A 19,189-nucleotide genomic window follows, 5' to 3' on the forward strand; every position below is an offset into this window, starting at 1 on the left:
GCCACGGCGGCTCAGGGCCCTTCCATGACTGGAGGGGGCCTGAGTCGCCGTTGGCGTTTGTTACGAGGCTGTTTTAATGCCGTTGTCCAACATCCGCATCATCTATCAGGACGCCGCCGTACTGGTGGTGGATAAACCGACCCTGTTGCTCTCCGTCCCCGGACGGGCCGATGACAACAAGGACTGCCTGATTACGCGCCTGCAAGAAAACGGCTACCCGGAAGCGCGAATTGTCCATCGGCTGGACTGGGAAACCTCCGGCATCATTCTGCTGGCCCGTGACCCGGACACTCATCGCGAGCTGTCTCGGCAATTTCACGACCGCGAAACCGAAAAGGCCTACACCGCCCTGTGCTGGGGACAACCGGAACTGGACAGTGGCAGCATCGACTTGCCCCTGCGCTACGATCCGCCGACCAAGCCACGGCATGTGGTGGACCACGAATTCGGCAAGCACGCCCTGACCTTCTGGCGTGTACTGGAGCGTTGTGGCGACTGGTGCCGCGTCGAGCTGACACCGATCACCGGCCGTTCTCACCAGTTGCGCGTGCACATGCTCTCCATCGGCCACCCGCTGCTGGGTGACGGGCTCTACGCCCATCCGCAAGCCCTGGCTGCCTGGCCACGCCTGTGCCTGCACGCGAGCATGCTGAGCTTCACTCATCCGCAAAGCGGCGAACGCCTGCGCTTCGAGTGCCCGGCACCGTTCTGACTGTGCCTAGGGAGCCTCTGTAGCGAGTGCGCTGTGTGGCGAGGGGGCTGTTGTGGCGAGGGAGCTTGCTCCCGCTGGAGTGCGGAGCACTCCCAAAACCAGCGACCGTATTCTGTCGGGCACACCGTGCAAGCAGGATTTGCGGCCGCTGCGCAGCCGAGCGGGAGCAAGCTCCCTCGCCACATTAAATCTCACGCGCCGCCAACATCAGGCCCGCCGCACTTTGCGCTTTCAATACGTTAAACTGGCGCCACTGCTGTCTGGAGCTTCTTATGCGCGAAGAGTTGAACCAAGGCCTGATCGACTTCCTCAAGGCCTCCCCTACCCCGTTCCATGCCACCGCCAGCCTTGTCCAGCGCCTGGAAGCGGCCGGTTTTGTGCGCCTCGACGAGCGTGAGCCGTGGGCCACCGAAGCCAATGGCCGTTACTACGTCACCCGTAACGACTCTTCGATCGTCGCGTTCAAAATGGGCCGTCATTCGCCCCTGCATGGCGGCATTCGCCTGGTCGGCGCACACACCGACAGCCCGTGCCTGCGGGTCAAACCCCAGCCGGAACTGCAACGCCAGGGCTTCTGGCAATTGGGCGTCGAAGTCTATGGCGGTGCACTGCTGGCGCCGTGGTTCGACCGTGATCTGTCGTTGGCCGGCCGCGTGACCTTCCGTCGCGATGGCAAGGTCGAGAGCCAGTTGATCGACTTCAAGGCTCCCGTTGCAATCATTCCGAACCTGGCCATTCACCTCAACCGTGAAGCCAACATGGGCTGGGCGATCAATGCCCAGACCGAGCTGCCGCCGATTCTCGCGCAATTCGCCGGTGACGAACGCGTGGACTTCCGCGCCGTGCTCACCGATCAGCTGGCCCGCGAACATGGCCTGAACGCCGATGTGGTGCTCGATTACGAGCTGAGCTTCTACGACACCCAAAGTGCTGCGGTCATCGGCCTGCATGGCGATTTCATCGCGGGCGCTCGCCTGGACAACCTGCTGTCGTGCTACGCCGGCCTGCAAGCATTGCTGACGACCGAAACCGACGAAACCTGCGTGCTGGTCTGCAACGATCACGAAGAAGTCGGTTCCTGCTCGGCCTGTGGCGCCGACGGTCCGATGCTTGAGCAAACCCTGCGTCGCCTGTTGCCCGAAGGGGATGAATTCGTACGGACCATTCAGAAATCCCTGCTGGTCTCGGCCGACAACGCCCACGGTGTACACCCGAACTACGCCGACAAGCACGACGCCAACCACGGCCCGAAACTCAACGCCGGCCCGGTAATCAAGGTCAACAGCAACCAGCGCTACGCCACCAACAGCGAAACCGCCGGGTTCTTCCGTCATTTGTGCATGGCCGAAGAAGTACCGGTGCAGAGCTTCGTGGTGCGCAGCGACATGGGCTGCGGCTCGACCATCGGCCCGATCACCGCCAGCCACCTGGGCGTGCGCACCGTGGACATCGGTTTGCCGACGTTCGCCATGCACTCGATCCGCGAGCTGTGCGGCAGTCATGACCTGGCACACCTGGTCAAAGTGCTGAGCGCGTTCTACGCCTGCCAGGAATTGCCATAACCCAGTCCCTGTGGCGAGGGGGCTTGCCCCCGTTGGGCTGCAAAGCAGCCCCAAAACCTGCCATTGCGTTCTGTCTGGCACAGCGCATGAGCCGGCACTGCGACCGCTTCGCGGTCGAACGGGGGCAAGCCCCCTCGCCACAGGAAGCTCGTTGCTCAAGCAACAGTCATACCCCATCCCTGCCACACATCACCAACGCCCGCCCGAAAGCCGCCTAGACTTGCAGTAACCCCTCCGACAAGGCTGTCACCATGATCTCGATGTCTTCGTTTCACGCCATGCTGATCCCGATTCTTTCCGGGATGATCATGCTGGCCATCGGTTTCAACTTTCGCGACAAGAACGCTGGTGTGTTCGCGATGTGGGTCGGCATGCTGATGATCCTCGCCACCGTGATCTACAAAATCCTCGCCAAACTCAACGAATAAATCCTTACGCCCGGCTCGCATTGATTTTGACGGGCTCGTACACTCGGCCGATTCGCTCATCCGAGGTTGACCGCCTAGTGTTCGCTCGTCTTTTTGCCCTGCCTTGTTTGTTCCTTGTCTGCCTGATGACGCTGCTGCCGCTGACGCCTGCCCAGGCGGTCGGCTTGCCGGGGCTGCTCAGCGGCTCGGCGAAAACCCAGCCCGAAGCGCAAGCTCCACTGGGGCAGTCGCTGGACGAAGTCATCAAGTCGCTGGAAAACGATCAGCAGCGGACCAAACTGCTGGCGGACCTGAAAAAGCTGCGCGACGTCAGCAAAAAAGCCCAACCCACCACAGAAGAAGGCGTGCTGGGCCTTATCGGCGGCACCCTGGCCAGTTTCGAAAAGCAATTTTCCGGCGCCGACAGCCCCCTCACTCGCTGGTCCGAAGAAGTCAACCTGGCCAAGGATGAACTGGTGGCACTGATGCTGCCGGCCAATGAATGGCTGCCAATCATTTTTGCCTTCGCCATGATCCTGATGGTCTGGAGCCTGCTGGCCGCCGCCCTGATCTGGCTCGGCCACCGGGTGCGCATGCGCTTCGGTCTCACCGAAGAACTGCCGCAACACCCCAAGGCCCTGGACATGCTGCGCTTTGCCTTGCGCAAACTCGGGCCGTGGATGATCGCCCTGGTCATGACGGTTTACATGACCTACGCCCTGCCCTCGTCACTGGGCAAAAGCCTGGCCATGGTGCTGGCTTATGCGCTGGTGGTCGGTACCTGTTTCTCGGCGATCTGCGTCATCGCGTTTTCCCTGCTCGATGGCCCGCATCGTCATCGCGCCCTGTACATCCTGCGGCATCAGGCCTTCCGCCCGTTGTGGCTGATCGGCAGTTTCGCCGCCTTCGGTGAAGCCCTGAACGACCCGCGCCTGATCGCCAGCCTCGGTGAGCATCTGGCCCACACGGCGGCGACGTTCGCCAATGTACTGGCGGCGATCTTCACAGGTTTTTTCATCCTGCGTTTCCGCCGGCCCATCGCGCACCTGATCCGCAACCAGCCGCTGTCCCGGCGCCTGACCCGCCGCGCCTTGAGCGACACGATCGAAATCCTCGGGACCTTTTGGTATCTGCCGGCGCTGGTGCTGGTGGGCATTTCGCTGTTCGCCACCTTCGTCTCTGCCGGCGACACCAGCACCGCGTTGCGTCAGTCGCTGATCTGCACCGTGTTGCTGGTGTTGTGCATGGTCATCAACGGGCTGGTGCGCCGTCATGCACTCAAGCCACAACGCGGCCCTAAGCGCCATGCGCTGTATTCGGATCGCCTGAAAAGCTTCTTCTACACCCTCGCCCATCTGCTGGTGTGGCTGGCGTTCATCGAGCTCGGCCTGCGGGTCTGGGGCATGTCGCTGATTCGCTTCACCGAAGGCGAAGGCCATGAAGTCAGCGTCAAACTGTTCAGCCTCGGCGGTACGCTGATTTTTGCCTGGCTGATCTGGATCCTCAGCGACACCGCCGTGCATCACGCCCTCACCCGCTCGCGCAAAGGCCTGGCCAACGCCCGCGCGCAGACGATGATGCCGCTGATCCGCAACGTGCTGTTCGTGGCGATTTTCATCATTGCGCTCATCGTCGCCCTGGCGAACATGGGCATGAACGTCACGCCGCTGCTGGCCGGCGCCGGTGTGATCGGTCTGGCCATCGGTTTCGGTGCGCAATCGCTGGTGGCCGACTTGATCACCGGGCTGTTCATCATCATCGAAGACTCCCTGGCCATCGACGACTACGTGGACGTCGGCGGCCACCTGGGCACCGTCGAAGGCCTGACCATCCGCACCGTGCGTCTGCGGGACATCGACGGCATCGTCCACACCATTCCGTTCAGTGAAATCAAAAGCATCAAGAACTACTCCCGGGAGTTCGGCTACGCGATCTTCCGGGTGGCGGTGCCCTCGAACATGGACATCGACGAGGCAATCAAGCTGATGCGCGACGTCGGCCAGAAAATGCGCACCGACCCGCTGCAACGGCGCAACATCTGGTCGCCGCTGGAGATCCAGGGGGTCGAAAGTTTCGAGTCAGGCAATGCGATTCTTCGCGCGCGCTTCAAGACCGCGCCGATCAAGCAGTGGGAAGTGTCCCGGGCGTTCAACCTGTCACTCAAGCGGCATCTGGACGAGGCCGGATTGGATCTGGCGACACCGCGCATGAGCATTCAGGTGATCACCCCCGGTGGCGAACAATCTGCGTAGGTGGGGTTCAGACCACATCCACCCCGACATGAATCGCATCATGGCGCCAAAACTCCAGGTCACAATCGATCAGCCGCTGATGCTGATCGTAGTTGACCCGGGCAATCCGCAACCCCGGGCTGCCCACCGACACCCGTAAAGCCGCCGCGGCGTCCACCGACAGCGCGGTCGGCACGATCTCGAAGCGTACCCGCCCGTAGTGCAAGTCGTAATGCCGCGCATACAGTTCGGTCATCGACTGATTCAGATCGAAGTCCAGGATCCCCGGAAAATATTGCGGGTTCAGGTAGTGCTCCACATACAGCACCAATCGCCCGTCAATCCGTCGCGAGCGGCAGATCTGGATCACGCTCGACAGCGCTGGCAGCTGCAGCCAGGCACACACCGCCGCTGACGCCGGTTGCAAACGCGCGGAAATCACCTCGGTGGACGGCACCCGCCCCTGGGCGCTGACCATCGCGTGAAAGTGGCTGCGCTGCATCAGGTTATAGGCCAGCCGCGGTGGCGACACGAACCAGCCGCGCCGCTCTTCGCGATAAATCTGGCCCTGTGCCTCCAACTGCAACAACGCCTCACGCACGGTAATCCGCGTGGTACCGAACAACTCACTGAGCTTGCGCTCGGCCGGTAACTTGCTCCCGGGCGCCAACAGCCCGTGGTCGAGCTGTTCTTGCAGAACCTGCCCGATCGCTGTCACCGCTTTGGTTGTCTCGATGCGCATCAACGTTACCTATCTGGACTAGACCAGCACTGATTCAGGGCAGAGCCGCGATTGAAACCGGGCTCCATCAATTGCCTGCAAGCCTAGGCACTGCAGATGACTGACAGATGACAAAGCCGCCGAACGGTTGCTTCAGACACCTGCAATTTCATGGCCAAGTCCCTTTCATATCAGCCCTTTAGCCATGGTCTACGCTTATCTCGCACCCCGCGTATCCGAGCGCAGGAAATTCAGGCCGACCGGTCGTCGACATCAAAATGTCATCCAGGACGCCTAAATTGGCTCAGGTATTGCTGACCTAGACCAACACAACCGCAATCGCAGCGTTGAAAACGCCCAAAGGAGCTTCGGATGAAACAGTTTTTCCTGGCATCACTGTTAGGCTCGACCATTGCCCTGTGCACTGCCGCCATGGCGGCGGATACCGATCTGAAAACACTCGAAGCCGCTGCGAAAGCGGAAGGCGCCGTCAACAGCGTCGGCATGCCCGATGACTGGGCCAACTGGAAAGGCACCTGGGAAGACCTGGCCAAGAAATACGGCCTGAAACACATCGACACCGACATGAGCTCGGCCCAGGAAATCGCCAAGTTCGCCGCCGAAAAAGACAACGCCACAGCCGACATCGGCGACGTCGGTGCCGCCTTCGGCCCGATCGCGGTCAAGCAAGGCGTGGTGCAACCTTACAAGCCGAGTACTTGGGCACAGGTTCCGGACTGGGCCAAGGACAAGGACGGTAACTGGGCACTGGCCTACACCGGCTCCATCGCGTTCATCATCAATAAAAAGCTGCTGCACGGTTCCGAAGCACCGACCAAATGGGCCGACCTCAAGAGCGGCAAGTACAAAGTCTCCATCGGTGACGTAAGCACCGCAGCCCAGGCTGCCAACGGCGTACTGGCCGCCGCCCTCGCCAATGGCGGTGACGAGAAAAACATTCAGCCGGCCCTGTTGCTGTTCGCAGATATCGCCAAGCAAGGCCGCCTGTCCATGGCCAACCCGACGATCGCCACCATGGAAAAGGGTGAAATCGAAGTCGGCGTGGTCTGGGACTTCAACGGCCTGAGCTACAAGGCCAAGATGGCGAATCCGGATGACTACACCGTGCTGATTCCATCCGATGGCTCGGTGATTTCCGGCTACACCACCATCATCAACAAATACGCCAAGCACCCGAACGCCGCCAAACTGGCCCGCGAATACATCTTCAGCGACGCTGGCCAGATCAACCTGGCAAAAGGCAACGCCCGTCCAATTCGCGCCGAGCATTTGACTCTGCCGGAAGAGGTCAAGGCCAAGCTGCTGCCTAACGAACAGTACAAAAAGGTCACGCCGATCAAAGACGCCGACGCGTGGGAAAAGACCTCCAAGTCGCTGCCGCAGAAGTGGCAGGAAGAAGTCATCATCAATATGCCGTAATAAAACAGCCGTAGGAGCTGCCACGGGCTGCGATCTTTTTTGGGGTCACTTGAGTTTCAAGTGAAAGATCAAAAGATCGCAGCCTGCGGCAGCTCCTACGACGTTCAGTTTCGATTTCGGAGTCTTCGCCCCCTATGAAGCACAACGTCATCCTTGTCGTGCTCGACGGCCTCAATTACGAAGTCGCGCGCCACGCCATGGGGCATCTGCAGGCTTACGTTGGCGCAGGACGCGCGGCACTCTACAAACTGGAATGTGCACTGCCGGCCCTGTCCCGACCACTTTACGAATGCATCCTGACCGGCGTTGCGCCGATCGACAGCGGCATCGTTCACAACAACGTCTCGCGCCTGTCCAACCAGCGCAGCATCTACCATTACGCCACCGACGCTGGTCTGAAAACCGCCGCCGCGGCCTATCACTGGGTCAGCGAGTTGTATAACCGTTCACCGTTCGTGGCTGCCCGGGACCGTCACACCGACGACCCGAAACTACCGATCCAGCACGGTCACTTCTACTGGAACGACCACTACCCGGATTCGCACCTGTTCGCCGACGCGGAAAACCTGCGCCTGCGCCATGCGCCGAACTTTCTGTTGGTCCACCCCATGAACATCGACGACGCCGGGCACAAGCACGGCCTCGACACCCCGCAATACCGCAACAGCGCCCGCTCGGCGGACGTCATCCTCGCCGACTACCTGCAAGGCTGGCTCGACGCCGGATACCAGGTGCTGGTGACCGCCGACCACGGCATGAACAACGACCGCTCGCACAACGGCCTGCTGCCTGAAGAACGCGAAGTGCCGCTGTTCGTCCTCGGCGATGCCTTCAGCTTCAGCCAAAGCGCAGCACCGAAACAAACCGAACTGTGCGGCACCGTCTGCGAACTGCTGGGCGTGCCCCACGACAAACCTGTGTGCCGGGAGCTGCTCAAGTGAATGCCATGACCCGCGGTAAATGGCTGGCCGCTCTGTGCCTGGTGCCCTTCGCAATTTTCTTCTTCGTGTTTGAGATCGCCCCGCTGCTCTGGGTGATGATCAACAGCCTGCAATCGGAAGAGTTCGGTTGGGGCCTGGCCAACTTCAGCAAAATCTTCAACTCGAAGTTCTATTTGCAGGCGATCCAGTACAGCCTTGAGATCAGTTTCTGGTCCAGCGTATTCGGCATCGTCATTGCCGTACTCGGCGCCTATTCCCTGCGCCGGGTCGACTCGAAGCTGCGCAACTTCGTGAATGCCTTCGCCAACATGACCAGCAACTTCGCCGGTGTGCCCCTGGCCTTCGCGTTCATCATCTTGCTGGGGTTCAACGGCACCTTCACCATCATGCTGAAACAGGCCGGAATCATTCAGGATTTCAACCTGTACTCGAAAACCGGGCTGATCATTCTCTACACCTACTTCCAGATTCCCCTGGGCGTGCTGTTGCTCTATCCGGCCTTCGATGCCCTGCGCGAAGACTGGCGTGAGTCTGCCGCGCTGCTCGGGGCCAATGGCTGGCAATTCTGGCGACACATCGGTCTGCCGGTGCTGACCCCGGCGCTGCTGGGCACGTTCGTGATTCTGCTGGCCAACGCCTTGGGCGCCTACGCCACGGTCTACGCGCTGACCACCGGCAACTTCAACGTGTTGCCGATCCGCATCGCGGCCATGGTGTCCGGCGACATATCCCTCGACCCGAACCTCGCCAGCGCCTTGGCCGTGGTGCTGGTGGCGTTGATGACCCTGGTGACCATCGTGCATCAGCTGCTGTTGAAGAGGAGCTACCATGTCTCGCGCTGAACTGGGGCCCGTCGGTATCTACCACCGGGTCATCGTGTATTTGCTGTTTGCCATTCTGTTATTGCCGCTGCTCGGAACCTTGATTTACTCGATCGCCAGCAGTTGGTCGGCGACGATTATGCCCAGCGGCTTTACCTTCAAGTGGTACATCCAGCTGTGGAGCGATCCGCGCTTTCTCGATGCATTCGGTCAGTCGTTGCTGGTTTGTATCGGCTCGCTGATTCTGTCGGTGGTGCTGATTCTGCCGCTGTTGTTCGTGGTGCATTACCACTTCCCGAAGCTCGATGCGCTGATGAACATCCTGATTCTGCTGCCCTTCGCGGTGCCGCCGGTGGTGTCGTCGGTGGGGCTGTTGCAGCTCTACGGTTCGGGGCCGTTCGCGATGGTGGGTACGCCGTGGATTCTGATCGGTTGCTACTTCACCGTGGCGCTGCCGTTCATGTACCGGGCGATCACCAACAACCTGCAAGCGATCAACCTGCGCGACCTGATGGACGCCGCACAACTGCTCGGCGCCAGCACTTGGCAAGCAGCCTTCCTGGTGGTGTTGCCGAACCTGCGCAAGGGGCTGATGGTAGCGTTGCTGCTGTCCTTCTCGTTCCTGTTCGGTGAGTTCGTGTTCGCCAACATCCTTGTCGGCACCCGCTACGAAACTCTGCAGGTCTACCTCAACAACATGCGTAACAGCAGCGGCCACTTCACCAGTGCGCTGGTGATTTCCTACTTCTTCTTTGTGCTGGTTCTGACCTGGGTGGCCAATATCTTGAACAAGGACAAAAGCGAATGAGCTATGTAAGCGTCCAACATCTTCAGAAAGATTACTCAGGCACCACCGTCTTCAGCGACATCAACTGCGAAATCAAAAAAGGCGAATTCGTCACCCTGCTCGGCCCGTCCGGTTGCGGCAAGTCCACGCTGCTGCGTTGCATCGCCGGCCTGACCTCGGTGGACGGCGGCCAGATTCTGCTGGAAGGTCACGACCTCGTCCCGCTGAGCCCGCAGAAACGTGGGATCGGCATGGTGTTCCAGAGTTATGCGCTGTTCCCGAACATGACCGTGGAGCAGAACGTCGCCTTCGGTTTGCGTATGCAGAAGGTCAACGCCGACGACAGCCAAAAACGCGTCGCCGAAGTGCTGAGACTGGTAGAGCTCAATGACTTCGCCGCCCGCTACCCGCATCAGCTGTCCGGTGGCCAGTGCCAGCGTGTCGCTCTCGCTCGTTCGTTGGTGACCCGGCCTCGGCTGTTGTTGCTGGATGAGCCGCTGTCGGCGCTGGATGCGCGGATTCGCAAGCACTTGCGCGAACAGATCCGTCAGATCCAGCGCGAACTCGGCCTGACCACGATCTTCGTCACTCACGATCAGGAAGAAGCCCTGACCATGTCTGACCGAATCTTCCTGATGAATCAGGGAAAGATCGTACAGAGTGGCGATGCCGAAACCCTCTACACCGCGCCCGTCGACGTGTTCGCCGCAGGCTTCATCGGCAACTACAACCTGCTGGACGCCGACAGTGCCAGCAAACTGCTGCAACGGCCGATCACCCACCGCATCGCGATTCGCCCGGAGGCCATCGAACTGAGCCTGAACGGCGAACTCGACGCGCAGGTGCGCAGCCACAGCCTGTTGGGCAACGTGATTCGCTATCGGGTGGAAGCTCGGGGGGTGGAATTGGTGGTGGATGTGCTGAACCGCTCGGCGTCCGACCTGCATCCCGATGGTCAGCGCCTGGCACTTTCCATCGATCCGACAGCCCTGTGTGAGGTAGCCTGATGACCTTGCTGATGTTGAAGAGAGAACCGTACTGATGGCCCTGGCAATTTTTGATCTGGACGAAACCCTGATCCACGGCGACTGCGCCTCGCTATGGAGCGAACAGATGGCCCGCCTCGGCTGGGTCGATGGCGAATCCTTCCTGCGTCGCGACAAGGAATTGATGGATGCGTACGGCAGGGGCCACCTGGCCATGGAGGACTACATGGCCTTCAGCCTGGAGCCGCTGATCGGTCGCACGCCGCAAGAGCTCGAGCACTTGGTGGCGCCCTGGGTGGAAGACTTCATCGAACCGATCATCTTCAGCGACGCCACCAAAACCATCGCCGCCCACCGCAAGGCCGGTGACCGGATTCTGGTGATCTCGGCCTCGGGCACGCATTTGGTCAAGCCGATTGCCGACCGTCTGGGCATCGACGAGATTCTCGGCATCGAGCTGGAAGTGGCGCACGGGGTGTACAGCGGCAACACGGTGGGCACCCTGACCTACCGCGAAGGCAAAATCACCCGCTTGCTGGAATGGTTGGATGCCGAAGAGGAAAACCTTGAAGGCGCGAGTTTCTATTCCGATTCACGCAACGATTTACCACTGCTGCTGAAGGTGGATTTCCCGCATGTGGTGAATCCAGACCCAGTGTTGCTCGAACACGCCGAAAAAGCCGGCTGGCCGATCCATATCTGGAAGTAAAAGCAAAAGATCGCAGCCTTCGGCAGCTCCTACATGGAAATCGTGTACACCCGTGAATCATCGGGCGGCACAAATTCTGTAGGAGCTGTCGAGCGAAGCGAGGCTGCGATCTTTTAGCAGCCAACCCGATTTCAGCTCAGGCTGTCGTCAATCACCAGCACCAGCTTGCCCGACACCTGATTGGTCGCCAGCTCCGCAAACGCCGCTTCGGCGTCCTCGATCGCAAACGTCCTGGCCAGTTGCGGGCTCAAACGCCCTTCGGCAAACAGCGGCCAGACGTGCTGGCTGAGATCGCTGAACAAATCGGCCTTGAACTGCTCGTCGCGATTGCGCAGGGTCGAACCCAGCAGTTGCACGCGCTTGGCCAGCACCTGCGCCAGATCCAGCTGCGCTTCACGACCGCCCATCAAACCGATCAACACCCAACGGCCATCGCGAGCCAGCAGCTTGAGGTTCAGCGCCGCATAGTTACCGCCCACCGGATCCAGGATCACATCGAACGGCCCCAGATCGTTCAGGCGGTCCAGATCCTTATTGCGCACCACTCCACCCTGGGCACCCAGCGCTTCACAGTAGGCCAGACGATCCTCGGAGCCGACGCTGACCCAGCACGGGTTACCAAACGCCTTGCACAGCTGAATGGCAGCTGAACCAATTCCACTTGCTCCGGCATGCAGAAGAACTTTCTCACCCGGTTTGAGCGCAGCCAGTTGAAACAAATTCAGCCAGACGGTCGCATACACTTCCGGCAACGCCGCGGCCTCGGCCAGGGACAATCCTTCGGGAACCGGCAACACATGCCGTCCGTCGACAACTACCTCTTCGGCCATCCCACCCCCGGCCAGCAAGGCGCAAACCCGATCTCCGACCTGCCAGGACGAGCCCGGGCCGACCTCGCTGATCACCCCCGAACACTCAAGACCCAGTGCTTGACTGGCTCCCGGCGGCGGCGGATACAGGCCCGCTTTCTGCAACAAATCGGCTCGATTGAGTCCCGCTGCCGCCACTCGGATACGAACTTGTCCTACATCGCACGTAGGACTCGGCTCCTCAACCCACTCCACTCGCCCCTCAACGCCTTGCAATGCTTTCACAGTGCCTCCATAGTGAGTCTGGACTGAGCCCGAAGCTATAGCGCCGGGCTTTCTTGCATTATGCGACCGGCCCTTGTGGGAACCGGCGACTTCAAAGACGGCCTAATATGCGTGATCAATTGTCCCCGCGTCGAATCAGCATGAAGCATTTTTTCCCCAGCACCGCCCTCGCTCTTGTCATTGGTCTCGGTCTCTTGCCGATGTCGAGCAATTCGTTCGCAGCCAACAGCTGGGACAAGCTTCAGCCCGATCGCGACGAAGTCATCGCCAGTCTGAACGTCGTCGAGTTGCTCAAGCGTCACCATTACAGCAAGCCGCCGCTCGACGATGCGCGCTCCGCGATCATCTACGACAGCTACCTCAAGCTGCTGGATCCATCGCGCAGCTACTTCATGGCCAGTGACATTGCCGAATTCGACAAATGGAAAACCCAGTTTGACGACTTCCTCAAGAGCGGCGACCTGAACGCCGGGTTCACCATGTACAAGCGCTATCTGGACCGCGTCAAGGCGCGTCTGGACTTTGCCCTTGCCGAGCTGAACAAGGGCGTCGACAAGATCGACTTCACCACCAAGGAAACCTTGCTGGTCGACCGCAAGGATGCCCCTTGGCTCAAGACCACCGCCGAGCTCGACGACCTGTGGCGCAAGCGCGTCAAGGACGAAGTGCTGCGGATGAAGATCTCCGGCAAAGAGCCGAAGCAGATTCAGGAAACCCTGACCAAGCGTTACAAGAATCAGCTGGCGCGTCTGGACCAGACCCGCGCGGAAGATATCTTCCAGGCGTACATCAACACCTTCGCCATGTCGTACGACCCGCATACCAACTATCTGTCGCCGGATAACGCGGAGAACTTCGACATCAACATGAGCCTGTCCCTGGAGGGCATTGGCGCCGTGTTGCAGAGCGATAACGATCAAGTCAAAGTCGTGCGCCTGGTGCCTGCCGGCCCGGCCGACAAGACCAAGCAGGTGGCACCGGCCGACAAGATCATCGGCGTGGCCCAGGGCAACAAAGAGATGGTCGACGTGGTCGGCTGGCGCCTGGACGAAGTGGTCAAACTGATTCGTGGGCCGAAAGGCACCGTGGTGCGCCTGGAAGTGATTCCGGCCAGCAATGCGCCGAATGACCAGACCAGCAAGATCGTGCCGATCACCCGCGAAGCGGTGAAGCTTGAAGATCAGGCGGTGAAGAAGTCGATCCTCAGCCTCAAGCAGGATGGCAAGGACTACAAGCTCGGCGTCATCGAGATCCCGGCCTTCTACCTGGACTTCAAGGCCTTCCGTGCCGGCGATCCGGACTACAAGAGCACCACCCGCGACGTCAAGAAGCTGCTGACCGAACTGCAGAAAGACAAGGTCGACGGCGTGGTCATCGACCTGCGTAACAACGGCGGCGGTTCCTTGCAGGAAGCCACCGAGCTGACCAGCCTGTTCATCGACAAAGGTCCGACCGTGCTGGTGCGTAACGCCGACGGCCGGGTCGATGTACTGGAAGATGAAAACCCGGGCGCGTTCTACAAAGGCCCGATGGCGTTGCTGGTCAACCGTTTGTCCGCCTCGGCGTCGGAGATCTTCGCCGGTGCGATGCAGGACTACCACCGTGCACTGATCATCGGCGGCCAGACCTTCGGCAAAGGCACCGTGCAAACCATTCAGCCGCTGAACCATGGCGAACTGAAACTGACCCTGGCCAAGTTCTACCGGGTTTCCGGTCAGAGCACCCAGCATCAGGGCGTACTGCCGGACATCGATTACCCGTCGATCATCGACACCAAGGAAATCGGCGAAAGCGCCCTGCCGGAAGCCATGCCGTGGGACACTATCCGTGCGGCCATCAAGCCGGCGGTCGACCCGTTCAAACCGTACATCACGCAGCTCAAGTCCGAGCATGACGTGCGCTCGGCCAAAGACGCGGAGTTCGTGTTCATCCGCGACAAACTGGCCCTGGCCCAGAAGCTGATGGCCGAAAAAACCGTCAGCCTCAATGAAGCCGACCGTCGTGCACAACACGCCGATATCGAAGCCAAGCAACTGGCCATGGAAAACATCCGTCGCAAGGCCAAGGGTGAAGAGCCGCTCAAAGAGCTGAAGAAAGAAGACGAAGATGCCATCGCGGCCGAGCCGGACAAGACCAAGCCAGAAGACGACGCCTACCTGAGCGAGACCGGGCGGATTCTGCTGGATTACTTGAAACTCAACACCGCGGTCGCCAAGCACTGAGTGGTGACAATCAGGATGATGGCAATTTAATGCTGACGCTCCCCGGAGTGTCATCAAATAGACATCATTCTGTCGTGAAATAAAGGACCGGGAGCTTTGCGCTCCCGGTCCTTTTTTTATCGCCAGAGATCGCCATGACCACAACCGAACAGCTGAGTGCCTTGAGCTCAATACTGACTCAAAGCGGTTTGCACAGCCTGTTCCAGCCGATCATTTCTCTCTCCGAACGACAAATCATCGGCTACGAAGCCCTCAGCCGTGGCCCCTCCAACAGCCCGCTGCACTCCCCCATCGCCCTGTTCGCGGTAGCCCGCCAGGCCGGTCGCCTCAGCGAACTGGAGATCGCGTGCCGCCAAAGCGCTTGCCGACGCTTCAATGAACAGCAACTGCCCGGCAAACTGTTCCTCAATGTGTCCCCGGAATCCCTGCTCGAAGCCGCCCACCAGCCCGGACGCACCCTGCAACTGCTGCAGGATTTCGGCATACCGCCGAGCCAAGTGGTGATCGAACTCACCGAACAGACCCCGACCGACGATTTCCAGTTGCTGCAAACCGCCCTGCATCACTATCGGGCGATGGGTTTTTCGATTGCGCTGGATGATCTGGGCGCGGGTTATTCGAGCTTGCGGCTGTGGTCGGAATTACGCCCGGATTACGTCAAGATTGATCGGCACTTCATCGACGGCATCCATCAGGACGCACTCAAACGTGAATTCGTCGGCTCGATCCTGCAAATCGCCAAGGCTTCGCGGGCAAAAGTGATCGCCGAAGGCATTGAATTGCCAGAAGAACTCGCCGTGTTGACCGAAATGGGCGTCGATCTTGTGCAAGGCTATCTGCTCTGCCGGCCCCAGGAGCATCCGCCCCGCGATGCCCGAACCTTGATGCCCAAACCAACCAGCGCCGCAGCGATGCTGAACGAGGACGCCAGTGACCTCAGCGCCCTGCTCAACGACCAACCGGCGATGGCCAGCGACACCCCGACCGCCACCGTACTGGAAGCCTTCCGCCGCCAGGCCAACCTGAACTCCCTGGCGGTGCTCGACAAGCAAGGCAGGCCGTGCGGCATTGTTCACCGTCACTCACTCTCGGACGCCCTGCTCAAGCCCTTCGCCACCGACCTGTTCGCCCGCAAACCGATCAGCCGCTTGATGAGCGACGACTTCCTCGCCGTGGAACTGAGCCAGTCGCTGCAACAGGTCAGCCGCTTGATCACCAGCCGCGCCCGCCAACGCATCGAAGAAGACTTCATCATCACCCTCAATGGCGGCTATCTGGGCCTGGGCCGAGTGATCGACGTACTCAAACTGATCACCGAACTGAAAATCCAGCAAGCCCGCTACGCCAACCCGCTGACCCTGCTGCCAGGCAACGTGCCGATCCAGCAATGCCTGACACGGCTGCTGCAACAGGAACGGGAATCGGTGATCTGCTACGTGGACATCGACAGCTTCAAACCCTTCAACGACATCTACGGCTACGGTCGCGGGGATGAAGTCCTACTGTGCCTGGCGCAATGCCTGAACGACCGCGTCGACCCGTCCCGCGACTTCGTCGGCCATATCGGCGGCGACGACTTCCTGCTGGTGCTCGGCCCGGAAGACTGGCGCAAACGCCTGAACCAACTGCTGGACGACTTCCACAGCCAATGCCGACGCTTCTACCGCAGCGAACACCTCGAAGCCGGCTGCTTCATCGCCCCCAACCGCCAGGGCGTGCGGCAGGAATTTCCGCTGCTGTCACTGTCCATCGGCGTGGTGCACCTGCATCCACAGGCCTGCGGACAGCTCGATGCAAGCCAACTAGCGGAAATGGCCTCGCAGGCCAAACACCACGCGAAGAATGTGCCGGGGTATAGCGTGCATGTGATTGATAGTCTGGCGGTGCCAGTCGGCGAAGAGACACTGATCTCAGGCCGGCGGTGATCACCAAAAAGATCGCAGCCTTCGGCAGCGCCCACAGCCGCGGAGCTGCCAAAGGTTGCGATCTTTTGATCTTGCTCTTGTGTGGCGAGGGAGCTTGCTCCCGCTGGGCTGCGCAGCAGCCCCAACCACCACAACTCCACCCTGTGGCGAGGGGGCTTGCCCCCGTTGGGCTGCGGAGCGGCCCCAAAACCTGCATTCCGGATTTGTCAGGTACACCGCGGGGCTTGGTTTGGCGACCGCTTCGCAGTCGAACGGGGGCAAGCCCCCTCGCCACAAAAAGCCGCTAGACGCTACTCCGAAGACCGAGCCCGCAACCGCCGCCCAATCACATCCAGCACATCACAGCCATCGCGCAGTGGAATGGCGCAGAGCAAGGCAAAATCACTGAGAATCATCGAATCGCACTCGACTGAGCCACGCATGGACAAGTTCTCAAGCACTTGGGTGACGGCGCGAATTCGATAGCTGGCGGCTTCGGTCAGAATATCCAGCGGCGCGTGGGTGTCGACGAACAGGGTGGGCATTTCAGTGCAATTACTGGTCAACGCCATGAAGCGGTTTTTGGGGTGGGGGATTGGTTTTTCGTAGGGTGGATCAGGATGAAGTGTTGGCATTTGAGACCTTCCGATGAAAATGGGAGCTGCCAAAAGCCTTCCTACAGGCTTGGGTGGCAGCTATACGCGGGGTAGGAATACCGAGCATCGGAAACTCGACCACGCCGAAGCGTGCCCGCGCATAGCCGCCGCGACAGATATTACGGACGCACATAGACGGCCGCAAATCTGACTTCGATTGCTAACGCATTACCGATGCTTAAAGGGTTCCTACACCCCCTCACTGATATTCAGTGACCACCAAAGCCTATCGATTGAACTCACTGCGCACCAGTTCACGAAAACCGCCACAACTTGAAGGAAACTTCCGAAGACCTTGCCCAGAAATTTCGCTCAAAAAAGGCGAACGTGGCGGAAGGCTTCGCTGAAGCCTGGCTTGATTTCTCCACCGGGGGTTGGCCCGTTTCGACCTATAGCTGCCGGTGGCGACAGGCAGAAATCGGCCAAAAGCGGACACTCAAAGCATGTACTAAGCTAGGATCGACTCACCTCGTTATGAGCGTCATTTTTAATACTGGGATATGTCTACTAAGTCAGGGGCAACTAAATGGCGAAGCTTCCTCCGAGGACAGAAGGGCAAAACGGCAAGGTAAAAGTTCGAATAATCGAGTTTGAGATGGAGGGGAGTGATCTTTCATTACAGGAAAGCCTCAAAAGCATCGCTGCGGCACTATCGCGACCAAACCTCGCACCGCCGCCCCGATCAACTGCGCGAATCGAATCCAACAAGCCTGGCGCGCCTTTGCATAACGGAGAATCAATTGCTGACGAGGAACTAGACGACTTCGAATATTTGGACGATGCACCACCCTTGGAGACGTCAGCTCCGATTATTACTCGGAAGCCTAGGAAACCCTCAAAGCCTGTTGCCCCCAACCTCGTTGCAATACGTTTCGACGATGTAAATCCGACGTTCACTGACTTCGTAGCTGATCGGGACCCCAAAAATGACATGCAGAAATACCTTTGCGCGGCGTATTGGCTGAAGATACATAAGGACGTGCATGAGGTTAGCATCGACCACATCTACACGGCATACCGGTCACAAAGCTGGGCGCTGCCCGCAAAAGCCGTTCAACCGATGCGCGAGCTTGCTGCCACCCGTGACGGACGCTTCAGTAAGGGAGTAGAAAGAGGCCATTACTCTATTAATCACATAGGTGAGGGATGGGTAGCGACAAAAATGGGACGTGGAGCGTGACGAGTATTGTTAACTTCACGCAGAGCATTCCGAACTTCGACAGTAGGACATTTATTTCCAAGATCGAAATTTTTGGTTGGTACCTGCATGAAATTGACGGTAAGGCGAAATTCGCGGTGAGCGATATCGCTCAATGTTTCGAAGAAACACACTGCCAGAAACCGAGCAACATCCGTAATCTGCTGAGGCAGCTGTGCGACAAAAAACCCGCACACCTTTTGAAAGATGCGCAGGGCTATCGTTTGGCCTCGCCGATTCGCGTAAAACTCGGCAACATCTTGGCTAGACCTGTAGGAGTGCAGACTAGCTCATTGCTGTCCGGCCTGATCCCTCATGTGACGGATATCTCAAAGAAGTCGTTCCTGAACGAAACTATCGCTTGCTTTAACAGTGGCGCATATCGTGCGGCAACTATCATGGCGTGGAACCTTGCGTACTCGCACGTTTGCGACCAAATTTTCGGTGTACATCTTATTGTGTTTAATACCCAACGTATCAAAGTTTTTCCAAAGATGCCTGAGCTAACCAAGCGAACTGATTTCGAGGATTATAAGGAATCTAACGTCATCGAGATCTGCCGCGGCGCTCGAATTTTTGACGCCACTGTCTGTAAAATCCTTACCAGTCGACTTGACCGGCGAAACTCTGCAGCCCATCCCTCGTCAGCAGTTTTCTCATCGATCCAGGCGGAAGATCAGATCACCGATCTAGTCAACAATGTCCTGCTAAACACAAACGTATGAATTGGCCTCTTGCGCTTCTCGCATGCGCAGTAGCGGCGGTAGGAGCTACGATGCAGCCCATGCTCAAAACACC

Annotated in this window: 17 protein-coding genes; 14 read left to right on the forward strand and 3 right to left on the reverse strand. The window is 59.3% G+C overall.

The features are described 5' to 3' along the window. The first annotated feature begins 76 nt into the window (after positions 1 to 76). The 4 genes from ACEN9A_RS20900 to ACEN9A_RS20915 all read left to right on the forward strand — a co-directional run bounded on the left by ACEN9A_RS20900 (position 77) and on the right by ACEN9A_RS20915 (position 4,933). Positions 77 to 712, forward strand: a complete 636-nt coding sequence (locus ACEN9A_RS20900) for an RluA family pseudouridine synthase (protein ID WP_018925180.1) — start codon at positions 77 to 79, stop codon at positions 710 to 712. A 272-nt stretch (positions 713 to 984) separates the two neighbouring features. Next, positions 985 to 2,274 (forward strand): M18 family aminopeptidase, encoded by a 1,290-nt coding sequence (locus tag ACEN9A_RS20905; RefSeq protein ID WP_258670328.1) that lies wholly within the window; start codon positions 985 to 987, stop codon positions 2,272 to 2,274. A gap of 251 nt (positions 2,275 to 2,525) precedes the next feature. After that, positions 2,526 to 2,702: a hypothetical protein gene (locus ACEN9A_RS20910; RefSeq protein ID WP_008005668.1), complete on the forward strand. Its 177-nt coding sequence runs from the start codon at positions 2,526 to 2,528 to the stop codon at positions 2,700 to 2,702. A gap of 77 nt (positions 2,703 to 2,779) precedes the next feature. Continuing rightward, positions 2,780 to 4,933 carry a mechanosensitive ion channel family protein gene (locus ACEN9A_RS20915; protein WP_258670330.1) on the forward strand — a complete coding sequence of 718 codons (2,154 nt, stop codon included), beginning with the start codon at positions 2,780 to 2,782 and terminating at the stop codon, positions 4,931 to 4,933. Between the two features lie 7 nt (positions 4,934 to 4,940). Here ACEN9A_RS20915 and ACEN9A_RS20920 read toward each other — a convergent pair whose 3' ends face one another. Then, positions 4,941 to 5,654, reverse strand: coding sequence for a UTRA domain-containing protein (locus ACEN9A_RS20920; RefSeq protein ID WP_007940851.1), 714 nt, complete (start codon positions 5,652 to 5,654; stop codon positions 4,941 to 4,943). A gap of 351 nt (positions 5,655 to 6,005) precedes the next feature. Between ACEN9A_RS20920 and ACEN9A_RS20925 the strand changes: the two genes are divergently transcribed. From ACEN9A_RS20925 to ACEN9A_RS20950, 6 genes are all read left to right on the forward strand, one after another. Continuing rightward, complete coding sequence (locus ACEN9A_RS20925) at positions 6,006 to 7,073, forward strand: ABC transporter substrate-binding protein (RefSeq protein WP_018925177.1); 1,068 nt, start codon at positions 6,006 to 6,008, stop codon at positions 7,071 to 7,073. Between the two features lie 134 nt (positions 7,074 to 7,207). After that, entirely contained in the window at positions 7,208 to 8,014 is an 807-nt protein-coding gene (locus tag ACEN9A_RS20930; protein ID WP_258670333.1) for an alkaline phosphatase family protein, read from the forward strand. Positions 8,015 to 8,019: 5 nt separating this feature from the next. Continuing rightward, entirely contained in the window at positions 8,020 to 8,856 is an 837-nt protein-coding gene (locus ACEN9A_RS20935) for an ABC transporter permease (RefSeq protein ID WP_167331172.1), read from the forward strand. After that, positions 8,843 to 9,643, forward strand: a complete 801-nt coding sequence (locus ACEN9A_RS20940; protein ID WP_064619278.1) for an ABC transporter permease — start codon at positions 8,843 to 8,845, stop codon at positions 9,641 to 9,643. Before ACEN9A_RS20935 ends, ACEN9A_RS20940 begins: the two co-directional genes overlap by 14 nt. Beyond that, positions 9,640 to 10,629 carry an ABC transporter ATP-binding protein gene (locus ACEN9A_RS20945; RefSeq protein ID WP_138866072.1) on the forward strand — a complete coding sequence of 330 codons (990 nt, stop codon included), beginning with the start codon at positions 9,640 to 9,642 and terminating at the stop codon, positions 10,627 to 10,629. Before ACEN9A_RS20940 ends, ACEN9A_RS20945 begins: the two co-directional genes overlap by 4 nt. A 34-nt stretch (positions 10,630 to 10,663) precedes the next feature. Further along, entirely contained in the window at positions 10,664 to 11,317 is a 654-nt protein-coding gene (locus tag ACEN9A_RS20950; protein ID WP_007936171.1) for an HAD family hydrolase, read from the forward strand. A 131-nt stretch (positions 11,318 to 11,448) separates the two neighbouring features. On the opposite strand, the gene ACEN9A_RS20955 is transcribed toward ACEN9A_RS20950, so the two are convergent. Next, the gene (locus ACEN9A_RS20955; protein ID WP_258670337.1) at positions 11,449 to 12,411 is read right to left on the reverse strand and encodes a zinc-binding dehydrogenase; all 963 of its coding nucleotides are present in this window, start codon (positions 12,409 to 12,411) and stop codon (positions 11,449 to 11,451) included. A gap of 140 nt (positions 12,412 to 12,551) precedes the next feature. Between ACEN9A_RS20955 and ACEN9A_RS20960 the strand changes: the two genes are divergently transcribed. Both ACEN9A_RS20960 and ACEN9A_RS20965 read left to right on the forward strand, forming a co-directional pair. Continuing rightward, a complete protein-coding gene (locus ACEN9A_RS20960; protein WP_177324930.1) occupies positions 12,552 to 14,633 on the forward strand; it encodes a carboxy terminal-processing peptidase in 2,082 nt (693 codons plus the stop codon). 134 nt (positions 14,634 to 14,767) lie between these two features. Beyond that, on the forward strand, positions 14,768 to 16,558 hold the full coding sequence (locus ACEN9A_RS20965) for a bifunctional diguanylate cyclase/phosphodiesterase (RefSeq protein WP_086945808.1): 1,791 nt from the start codon (positions 14,768 to 14,770) through the stop codon (positions 16,556 to 16,558). A gap of 290 nt (positions 16,559 to 16,848) precedes the next feature. Here the strand turns inward: ACEN9A_RS20965 and ACEN9A_RS20970 are convergent, their stop codons facing one another. Continuing rightward, complete coding sequence (locus ACEN9A_RS20970; protein WP_258670347.1) at positions 16,849 to 17,172, reverse strand: hypothetical protein; 324 nt, start codon at positions 17,170 to 17,172, stop codon at positions 16,849 to 16,851. Between the two features lie 547 nt (positions 17,173 to 17,719). On the opposite strand from ACEN9A_RS20970, the gene ACEN9A_RS20975 reads away from it, so the two are divergent. Next, positions 17,720 to 18,373: a hypothetical protein gene (locus ACEN9A_RS20975; protein WP_258670350.1), complete on the forward strand. Its 654-nt coding sequence runs from the start codon at positions 17,720 to 17,722 to the stop codon at positions 18,371 to 18,373. Next, a complete protein-coding gene (locus ACEN9A_RS20980; protein WP_258670353.1) occupies positions 18,340 to 19,116 on the forward strand; it encodes a hypothetical protein in 777 nt (258 codons plus the stop codon). The genes ACEN9A_RS20975 and ACEN9A_RS20980 overlap by 34 nt, the downstream gene beginning before the upstream one ends. The last annotated feature ends 73 nt before the right edge of the window (positions 19,117 to 19,189 follow it).

This window comes from Pseudomonas sp. Pseusp18 (assembly GCF_059506005.1).

What these genes read in the sequence shown, in the direction of transcription:
- ACEN9A_RS20900 (WP_018925180.1), top strand. Translation starts at nt 77, where the DNA reads ATGCCGTTGTCCAACATCCGCATCATCTATCAGGACGCCGCCGTACTG.
- ACEN9A_RS20905 (WP_258670328.1), top strand. Translation starts at nt 985, where the DNA reads ATGCGCGAAGAGTTGAACCAAGGCCTGATCGACTTCCTCAAGGCCTCC.
- ACEN9A_RS20910 (WP_008005668.1), top strand. Translation starts at nt 2,526, where the DNA reads ATGATCTCGATGTCTTCGTTTCACGCCATGCTGATCCCGATTCTTTCC.
- ACEN9A_RS20920 (WP_007940851.1), bottom strand. Translation starts at nt 5,654, where the DNA reads ATGCGCATCGAGACAACCAAAGCGGTGACAGCGATCGGGCAGGTTCTG.
- ACEN9A_RS20925 (WP_018925177.1), top strand. Translation starts at nt 6,006, where the DNA reads ATGAAACAGTTTTTCCTGGCATCACTGTTAGGCTCGACCATTGCCCTG.
- ACEN9A_RS20930 (WP_258670333.1), top strand. Translation starts at nt 7,208, where the DNA reads ATGAAGCACAACGTCATCCTTGTCGTGCTCGACGGCCTCAATTACGAA.
- ACEN9A_RS20935 (WP_167331172.1), top strand. Translation starts at nt 8,020, where the DNA reads ATGACCCGCGGTAAATGGCTGGCCGCTCTGTGCCTGGTGCCCTTCGCA.
- ACEN9A_RS20940 (WP_064619278.1), top strand. Translation starts at nt 8,843, where the DNA reads ATGTCTCGCGCTGAACTGGGGCCCGTCGGTATCTACCACCGGGTCATC.
- ACEN9A_RS20945 (WP_138866072.1), top strand. Translation starts at nt 9,640, where the DNA reads ATGAGCTATGTAAGCGTCCAACATCTTCAGAAAGATTACTCAGGCACC.
- ACEN9A_RS20950 (WP_007936171.1), top strand. Translation starts at nt 10,664, where the DNA reads ATGGCCCTGGCAATTTTTGATCTGGACGAAACCCTGATCCACGGCGAC.
- ACEN9A_RS20960 (WP_177324930.1), top strand. Translation starts at nt 12,552, where the DNA reads ATGAAGCATTTTTTCCCCAGCACCGCCCTCGCTCTTGTCATTGGTCTC.
- ACEN9A_RS20965 (WP_086945808.1), top strand. Translation starts at nt 14,768, where the DNA reads ATGACCACAACCGAACAGCTGAGTGCCTTGAGCTCAATACTGACTCAA.
- ACEN9A_RS20970 (WP_258670347.1), bottom strand. Translation starts at nt 17,172, where the DNA reads ATGCCAACACTTCATCCTGATCCACCCTACGAAAAACCAATCCCCCAC.
- ACEN9A_RS20975 (WP_258670350.1), top strand. Translation starts at nt 17,720, where the DNA reads ATGGCGAAGCTTCCTCCGAGGACAGAAGGGCAAAACGGCAAGGTAAAA.
- ACEN9A_RS20980 (WP_258670353.1), top strand. Translation starts at nt 18,340, where the DNA reads ATGGGTAGCGACAAAAATGGGACGTGGAGCGTGACGAGTATTGTTAAC.